6 protein-coding genes are annotated in these 7,997 nt (G+C 47.3%); 2 read left to right on the forward strand and 4 right to left on the reverse strand.

Going from position 1 to position 7,997, the window contains the following annotated elements:
- Window positions 1–43 precede the first annotated feature (43 nt).
- Window positions 44–1,084, forward strand: coding sequence for a hypothetical protein (locus KDK16_RS12835; RefSeq protein ID WP_257276425.1), 1,041 nt, complete (start codon window positions 44–46; stop codon window positions 1,082–1,084).
- A 256-nt stretch (window positions 1,085–1,340) separates the two neighbouring features.
- Here KDK16_RS12835 and rnt read toward each other — a convergent pair whose 3' ends face one another.
- From rnt to KDK16_RS12850, 3 genes are all read right to left on the reverse strand, one after another.
- Window positions 1,341–1,940, reverse strand: a complete 600-nt coding sequence (gene rnt, locus KDK16_RS12840) for a ribonuclease T (protein WP_257276430.1) — start codon at window positions 1,938–1,940, stop codon at window positions 1,341–1,343.
- A gap of 92 nt (window positions 1,941–2,032) precedes the next feature.
- On the reverse strand, window positions 2,033–3,085 hold the full coding sequence (gene pyrC, locus KDK16_RS12845) for a dihydroorotase (protein WP_257276426.1): 1,053 nt from the start codon (window positions 3,083–3,085) through the stop codon (window positions 2,033–2,035).
- A 285-nt stretch (window positions 3,086–3,370) separates the two neighbouring features.
- On the reverse strand, window positions 3,371–3,580 hold the full coding sequence (locus KDK16_RS12850; RefSeq protein WP_257276427.1) for a hypothetical protein: 210 nt from the start codon (window positions 3,578–3,580) through the stop codon (window positions 3,371–3,373).
- A gap of 63 nt (window positions 3,581–3,643) precedes the next feature.
- Between KDK16_RS12850 and KDK16_RS12855 the strand changes: the two genes are divergently transcribed.
- The gene (locus KDK16_RS12855; RefSeq protein ID WP_257276428.1) at window positions 3,644–4,858 is read left to right on the forward strand and encodes an argininosuccinate synthase; all 1,215 of its coding nucleotides are present in this window, start codon (window positions 3,644–3,646) and stop codon (window positions 4,856–4,858) included.
- A 277-nt stretch (window positions 4,859–5,135) separates the two neighbouring features.
- Here KDK16_RS12855 and KDK16_RS12860 read toward each other — a convergent pair whose 3' ends face one another.
- A complete protein-coding gene (locus KDK16_RS12860; RefSeq protein ID WP_257276429.1) occupies window positions 5,136–7,499 on the reverse strand; it encodes a hypothetical protein in 2,364 nt (787 codons plus the stop codon).
- Window positions 7,500–7,997: the final 498 nt, after the last annotated feature.

Consider the following 7,997-nt stretch of genomic DNA (forward strand, 5'->3'; position numbering starts at 1 on the left):
TCATTTTCCCGGCAAGCTGGAAAAAGGTGAAATGTCACACGTTTTGCTTGAATATCCAAAGCTTGAGAGCCTGCCAGAAAATCTAATCAGAATATTTGCCAAATATGCACTTCCGGAGCTTGGATTACCTGAAGGGTTGCCCAAACAGTTGTTATTAGACAACATTGTGAATGCTGTCAGCCCTTCAAAGTTAAAGTATATGCAAACTCATCTGGGCCACCCTCAGTGTCTTCAGCAGCTGATTGGGTTATTCATAACCCATCTGCCGTTAATGGCAACAGATGAATCTAAAAATTTTATTTTTCAGGATCAAACCGGTCATTTTAGCGTCTTTTCTATCCGAAAAAATGATAATGGGCGTTATCGTATTTTTGTCGTTGATAGTTTAAGTGTTTTTAAGCGTCACTATGATGGTCGGGTTTATTCGTATTTGGCACATTTTGTCAGTTTGGCTTTAACACTGGCGTTAAAATATCATGGCTTTACTGATTCCCGGTTTTACTTCCTGTCTGAACGTCAAGGTAGCGGCTTAGGCAGTGAGTCATTCATGTTACACGACCTGAAAACATTGTTGGAATTCCCCATGTTGGCGGGTAACGGTTATTATGCGGACAAAGAACCTCTTACTAATGGCAATATGTTCAAGTTTTTTTTGAACATAACGTATGACTTGGACGCTGAGCAACTCGGTCGATTGCGAGTCAATGGGGAGATTAAGTATTTTACGGACACAGTAGATAAACCTGCACTTGATGCACGTGACGTGAACACCCTTATCTCTGTGTCGCTCGATACCTGGAGTGTATTGGGGCTGGAACCAGATTTGTTTAAATTTTATCAATTACGTCAGTTTCCTCAGAGGTTTGCACATCTGACCCAAGGGCAGCTGCGTCTGAAGCAATTGCTTGAGACATTCCCTGAAGAACAACAACAAGAGGTGGACAAGGTAGTTGATGACACTCGGGGCTTGTTGTCTGGTAATGATGGAATCTGCAATAACAACACTAATCTGGCTGCTACTCTGCTGTGGATGAAAATGAATATTGAGTTACTGGGTATGAAGCGCTCCGGGCAGGAAGAATAAAAGAGATATCCGGAATTTCGCCACCAATGGTTGTGATCAATTTCAAACCATGAAATTTACTCAGCCTTGGTGATTTGTTCGAGTGGTTGCCACAAGCAACTCTCTCAAAAATTCCGGAACCCATTTATCTTCACACCCACCCACCAATCACAGTGCTCTGGTAATACCCGGCCCAGTCACAAAAAAAGTGCCCAGTTGCCAGGAGGCATCAGGGCCATCAAACCAGGCAAAGACAACAATGGTACTACAAGCCTCTTTACAACCAGCCGCCCAGATCCTTCCAGCGATTGACGATAGAGCAGAACAGCTCGGCGGTTTTCTCTGTATCATAACGAGCGGAGTGGGCTTCGCCCTTATCGAAATGAATCTCTGCGGCTTCGCAGGCTCTGGCCAGCACTGTTTGCCCATAAGCCAATCCTGACAGGGTAGCGGTATCAAAGCAGGAGAAGGGATGAAAAGGATTACGTTTGATATCACACCGCTCTGCTGCGGCCATCAGAAAACCAAGGTCAAATGACGCATTGTGACCCACCAGTACTGCCCGGTTGCAACCCTGCTTCTTAACTTCCTTGCGTACTGTTTTGAAGATACTGTTCAGTGCTTGTTCTTCTTCAGTGGCAATACGAAGCGGGTGGAAGGGATCAATACCGATAAACTCTATCGCCGACTGTTCAATATTGGCACCTTCAAAGGGTTTAATATGGAAAGACTGAGGCTTACCGGGGTGCACATAGCCGCTTTCGTCCATTTCAATGACTACTGCCGCAATTTCCAGCAGGGCATCGGTGACGGAATTGAAACCTCCGGTTTCCACATCCACCACAACGGGTAAAAAACCACGAAAGCGGTTGGCCATCAGATGGCTGTCATCGACCACGGAATCTCCTTAATTCTTTCAGAGTCAATGGAAAGTCAGCCATCTGAAGGCAGACTTTCCGGTCTTCAGTGTCAGTTCAGGTCTTGCAAGCGCCAGCTCAGGGTTTCGCCTGCACGCAGAGGAATCACCTGATTGTCTCCCAGAGGGATGGACTCTGGCAATTGCCATTCTTCCTTAATCAGGCTTACTGAAGTCTGGTTTCTGGGCAGAGCGTAAAAATCCGGACCAAAGTGGCTGGCAAATCCTTCCAGTTTATCCAGTGCATTCATGCTCTCAAAGGCTTCAGCATACAATTCCAGGGCTGCCGGTGCGGTATAGCAACCTGCACAGCCACAGGCGGTCTCTTTGGCATCTACGGTATGAGGTGCAGAGTCGGTGCCGAGGAAAAATTTCGGGTTGCCACTGGTTGCGGCTTCGAGCAGAGCCTGCTGGTGGATATTACGCTTCAGGATCGGCAGGCAGTAGTAATGAGGGCGAATCCCTCCTGCCAGCATATCGTTGCGATTGTACAGCAGGTGGTGTGCAGTAATTGTTGCGGCTACATTGCTGTGGCTGCTTTTGACAAATTCGACAGCATCAGCGGTGGTAATGTGTTCCATAACCACTTTCAGGTCAGGGTGCCGAAGAGTAATGTCTCGCAGGTAGCGATCAATGAAAACTTTTTCACGATCGAAGATATCAATATCTTTGTCAGTAACTTCAGCGTGTACCAGCAGTGGCAGGCCCACCTCCGTCATAGCGATCAGACTTTCTTCAATGTTGCTGATGTCGGTGACACCGGAGTCAGAGTTGGTGGTTGCCCCGGCTGGATAGAGTTTCAGAGCTTTGACATCGCCTCTGGCCTTGGCTTCGCGAACTATTTCGGGTGTGGTGTTATCTGTCAGGTACAGCGTCATCAGTGGTTCAAAATGAACGCCCGCAGGTACATGCTCAAGGATTCGGGCCTTGTAAGCGGCAGCGTCATCGGCATTCAGCACCGGTGGACGCAGGTTGGGCATAATAATAGCGCGGGTAAAATTCCTGGCTGCAGAACGCACCGTTTCGGCCAGGGCTGCGTTGTCTCTCAGGTGGATATGCCAGTCATCAGGGCGTGTCAGGGAGATCTTTTCTTTCGCTATGGGCATTTGCGTCATCTTCTGAAGAGTACCTGTTCCAGAGAAGGAAAGAGTGACTGCTGAATAGCAACAGTGTAAACGTGTTTTTCTCACGAGTCCGCTAAATACAGCAAAGGATGATCAAAAAACACGTTAATAATGTGTTGTAGATTGGAGAGTCAGGAAGACTCTCTTCACTGAGGTGGCATCGTATCTAAAATTATGCTGGCTTGGTAGTGATATTTACCCATCGCATAGTGCCTTTCAACCGGTTTTCAGGACTTCAAGAGTAGTGCTTTTCCAATTGTTTGCACATTATTTGGTCTCTATCTGATCAGGTAGACTGCCTGTGAGATTTCTGGTCTGGAAAATAAGGGAGTATTCGAGAATAATGGTGTCCGCTTTGTCGCTATCCGAAGTCGGTTGGGTGGTTTCCACATCGGGCTTGTGGAGCTGTGAGGTAGCCATCAAACAATGAAGTGATGAATTTATATTCTGGTTTAATGAATAAATATTGATTTTCAATGCTGGATCATCAATACTCTCTCACAAATCAGGTTTTACCGTATCGGGAATTGGGAGTGCTCGGTGAAAGAGATCAAAAAAGTAGTACTGGCCTATTCGGGTGGGCTGGATACCTCAGTCATTGCTAAATGGCTGGAAGATACTTATCAGTGCGATGTTGTAACATTTACTGCCGATCTGGGTCAGGGCGAAGAAGTTGAGCCTGCCAGAGCCAAGGCAGAAGCTTTGGGCATCAAAGAGATCTATATCGAAGATCTGCGTGAAGAGTTTGTACGGGATTTTGTGTTTCCGATGTTCCGGGCCAATACCCTCTACGAAGGAGAATACCTGCTGGGCACTTCTATTGCCCGCCCTCTGATTTCCAAGCGACTGATAGAAATTGCCAATGAGACGGGGGCCGATGCCATCTCCCACGGAGCTACCGGCAAGGGCAATGACCAGGTGCGTTTTGAACTGGGTGCCTATGCCCTCAAGCCCGGTGTGCAGGTTATTGCTCCCTGGCGTGAGTGGGATCTGAATTCCCGTGAAAAACTGCTGGCCTATTGTGAAGAGCACGGTATCCAGGTTGAGAAGAAGAAAGGTAAGTCTCCTTATTCTATGGATGCCAACTTGCTGCACATCTCCTACGAAGGTGGCATTCTGGAAAATCCCTGGGCTGAAGCCGAAGAAGATATGTGGCGTTGGAGCGTATCTCCGGAAAAGGCCCCGGACCAGCCACTGTATCTGGAACTGACCTATAAGAAAGGCGACATCATTGCCATTGATGGACAGGAAATGACACCTGCAACTGTGTTGACTTACCTCAACAAAGTCGGTGGAGAAAATGGCGTGGGACGTCTGGACATTGTCGAGAATCGTTATGTCGGTATGAAGTCTCGTGGTTGCTATGAGACTCCCGGTGGTACCATCATGCTGAAGGCACACAGAGCGATCGAATCTATCACGCTTGATCGTGAAGTGGCGCATCTTAAAGACGAGCTTATGCCTAAGTATGCGAAACTGATTTACAACGGTTACTGGTGGTCTCCCGAGCGTGAGATGCTTCAGAAGATGATTGATGAAAGTCAGGAGTGCGTGAATGGTGTCGTACGACTGAAGCTCTATAAGGGTAATGTAGTGGTTGTTGGTCGTCAGTCTGATGACTCCCTGTTTGATGAGAATATTGCCACGTTTGAAGATGATGCCGGTGCTTATGATCAGGCAGATGCTGAAGGCTTTATTAAGCTGAATGCATTGAGGCTGAGAATTGCTGCCAACAAAGGGCGTAATCTTAATTAAGTGAGCGAGATATTGCTCGCGGAAATTACTTCATAATCTGCCTCCTGCTTCGGCGGTTGTATAGCCCTGGTTCCCACCCTCTCCAGTGTGGGAACCCGTGCCTTGTTTCAAATTTTAGAGCCCGTTTTTCGGAGTAAACAGATGTCTGCACAAAGAGGCTGTCTCGAAACCCTCAAACAAGTGCAATTTTAGTTTAGGTAAACAGTCTCTTTTCCAGCCCCGGGACTGCTCCTGAAAAGCCACTGAGTCCGGGGAAAGGGCAGTGTCAGATCAAGTCTTACTTATGAACTTTACCTGCTGGATTACTGCATTCATCACCTGGAGTTACACCAATCTGCTTACGTTTTCGATGTCTTCTTTTGTGCTGAGACAGGGCTTGAGCATTTTTACTGACCCTTCCGCATGGCTGCATTTGGCCGTCCTTCCCAACCACACGTATGTAGCAGATTTGTTGCCCGGTGTGCTCTTTTCTTTTGTGATACGACAGGTATTTAGCATTCTTACAGATCTCTCCGCATGGCCGCAATAGGCCGTCATCCCCAATCACGCTAACCTTACAGCTTTGTTGCCCGGTGTGGTGTATTCTTTTGTGATCCAACAGGGCGCGAGCATTCTTGCAGACCTTCCCACATGCCCGCAACTGACCATCCTCTCCAACCATTGCTAATTCACAGGATTTTTGCCCGCTGTGATATCCGATTTTGTGATCAGACAGGACTTTAGAATTCTTGCAGATTTTACCGCATGGCCGCAGCTGACCATCCTCTCCGACCACTGCTACTTCACAGGACTTTTGCCCGCTGTGTTCTCCGATTTTGTGATTTGACAAGACTCTGAAACTCTTGCAGATTTTTCCACATGGCCGCAGCAGCCCGTCCACCCCGACAACAATTGCATCACAGGTTTGTTGCCCGGAGTGATTTCTTTTTTTGTGTTCCGACAGGGCTAGAGCACTTTTACAGACTGTTCCGCATGGCTGCGGCTGGCCATCCTCCCCGACTATGGTTTCGTCACAGGTTTTTTGCCTGTTGTGGTTTCTTCTTATGTGAGCCAACAGGGAGCGAGAATGCTTGCAGACCTTACCGCATGGCTGAAGCTGACCATCCTTCCCGGTCACGATCGCGTCACAGGTTTGTTGTTGCCCGGAGTGGTATCTATTTTTGTGATTCGAGAGGTCTTGAGCATGCTTGCAGACCGTCTTGCAGGGCCTTAGCTGGCCATCTTTCCCAACCACAGTTACATCACAGATTTTTTGCCCGGTGTGAACTTTGCTTTTGTGAACCGACAGAGAAGCAGCATTCTTGCAAACCACCCCGCAAGGCTGCGGCTGACCATCCTCCCTGATGACAGTCAGGTTACAGGTTTGTTGCCCGGTGTGGGCTCTGCTTTTGTGAGCCGACAGAGAGGTTGCATTCTTGCAGATTATCCCGCATGGTCGCGGTTGACCATCCCGGGTCACGATCACGTCACAGATTAATTGTCTGCTGTAGTGCTTATTATTAGGTTCCGATAGAGCCTGTTGCCAATATTTAGCTCCTTCGGGAGCAAGGTAGCCAGTCTCTGGTATCGCCAGATGATCATTGACTGGTTCTTTAGTGGCATTTGTATAGGCGGCTCCGGTGCTCAGTGAGTCTATGCTGGCCCAGTCAAAGTCGATCCCATCCAATTCGATCCCATCCAAGTCGATCCCATCAAAGCCAGTCCCATCAAAGCCGACCCTGTTTATGGGGTTAAAGCTATTAGCTGGGTTGACGTCAATACCACGCATCTGTGGCTCAAACAGTTGATAAGAATCAAATGAGATCTGAGTGTCAGGGTGATTATTCAATACTTTGAAACTTGATTTGTTTTGGGAAGGTGTCATGTTTAGAAGATCAAAATGATCCGTGTTACTAAGGTGGTATCCATCCGCCAAATCAGAGGATGAGCCATTTCCGGCAGTCGACATGTTTTCTGAATTCAGCGTCGATTCAGCGAGCTCTTTGCAACCGGATAATAGTCGGAATTGACAAACGCCACGACAGGGATGGAAGAAACAATTAAAACCCAAAGTATGTGAGTGTTGATGAGGGTCCGGGTTACCACCCCCATAGTCAGTATTTTGGGGTGCAGTAAACGAGGCCTGTGGGCGGCTTGTAGCTGCCGGGGCTTGCTGGTCCGGTGATTCTGATGGCTGGTATTGATGTTGATCATGTCCGGAGCCAAACATTATGGTAATGGCCGCAAGCGGGTGATCATGACTGGACTCTTGCTGTTCAATCGGGTTTAACAGAGGTGGACCTGGGTTCCAATAGCTTTTTAAAAACCAACCGACCGATATAACCACATCCAGAGGTGGCCATGAATAAGGAAGGCTTCGAGGAGTCTCTTTGGTGATTGGGATCAGTTCGTAGACAACCAGCCTATGAGTAGCGTAAAGCAATTGCCACGAAATCGATTCAACAAGGGGCGTTTTTCCCCCGGAACCCTCGGGTTTTTGTGCTTTGTCATCAGATGGCGAATCTGTTTCTGCATAGCTGTTTGAGTCGACAGTATCTGATGACGGGGTGCCCGGCCATGTGTGTCGATCACGCTTTGTAGAAAAGTTCTGGTTTGTAAAACCTGCATGCTGTTCAAGTTCGACAACAAAACGTCTCGTCAACGACTTGGCCTGGCAGATGATTGACAATGACAAGAGCAGTAACAGCGGTGCTACAAACAGTGGGCGTTTAATAATTCTATCCTTGCTATCTGGTGTACAGAGAGAAAGGATAGATCACCTCATGAAATAGGGGGGGCGTAAAAATATTGGTACACATGTTCCAGTTTTGGAACCCTGGCCATCTCTCAAGTTGCAGAGATCGTTTTTTCAGGTGTATCTATTCTCAGGCAGAATGGCTGTTGCAAAAGTAGCGAGCCAAGCTAAGGCACTTATTAACACCGTGTCGGCGAAGTACTGTACTTTTGTCATAGCCTCTGGGGCGTGGAAACGACTTGAACCGTCTTTTATCATTCATCAAATTAATGTTTTTGACTGAATAGAATCAATGCAAAATATTTAGCTTCTTATTTATTTAGATTGTTTTGTTAATAAGCTGAAATATTGAGTAACAAAAGAAAACCCAGGCTCTTTAATAAGATGACTTGAATCAATGAATTG

The sequence above is a fragment of the Endozoicomonas sp. SESOKO4 genome (assembly GCF_024606275.1).

Coding starts and splice junctions, on each gene's coding strand:
- rnt (WP_257276430.1), bottom strand. CDS start 1,940: ATGGCCAACCGCTTTCGTGGTTTTTTACCCGTTGTGGTGGATGTGGAA.
- pyrC (WP_257276426.1), bottom strand. CDS start 3,085: ATGCCCATAGCGAAAGAAAAGATCTCCCTGACACGCCCTGATGACTGG.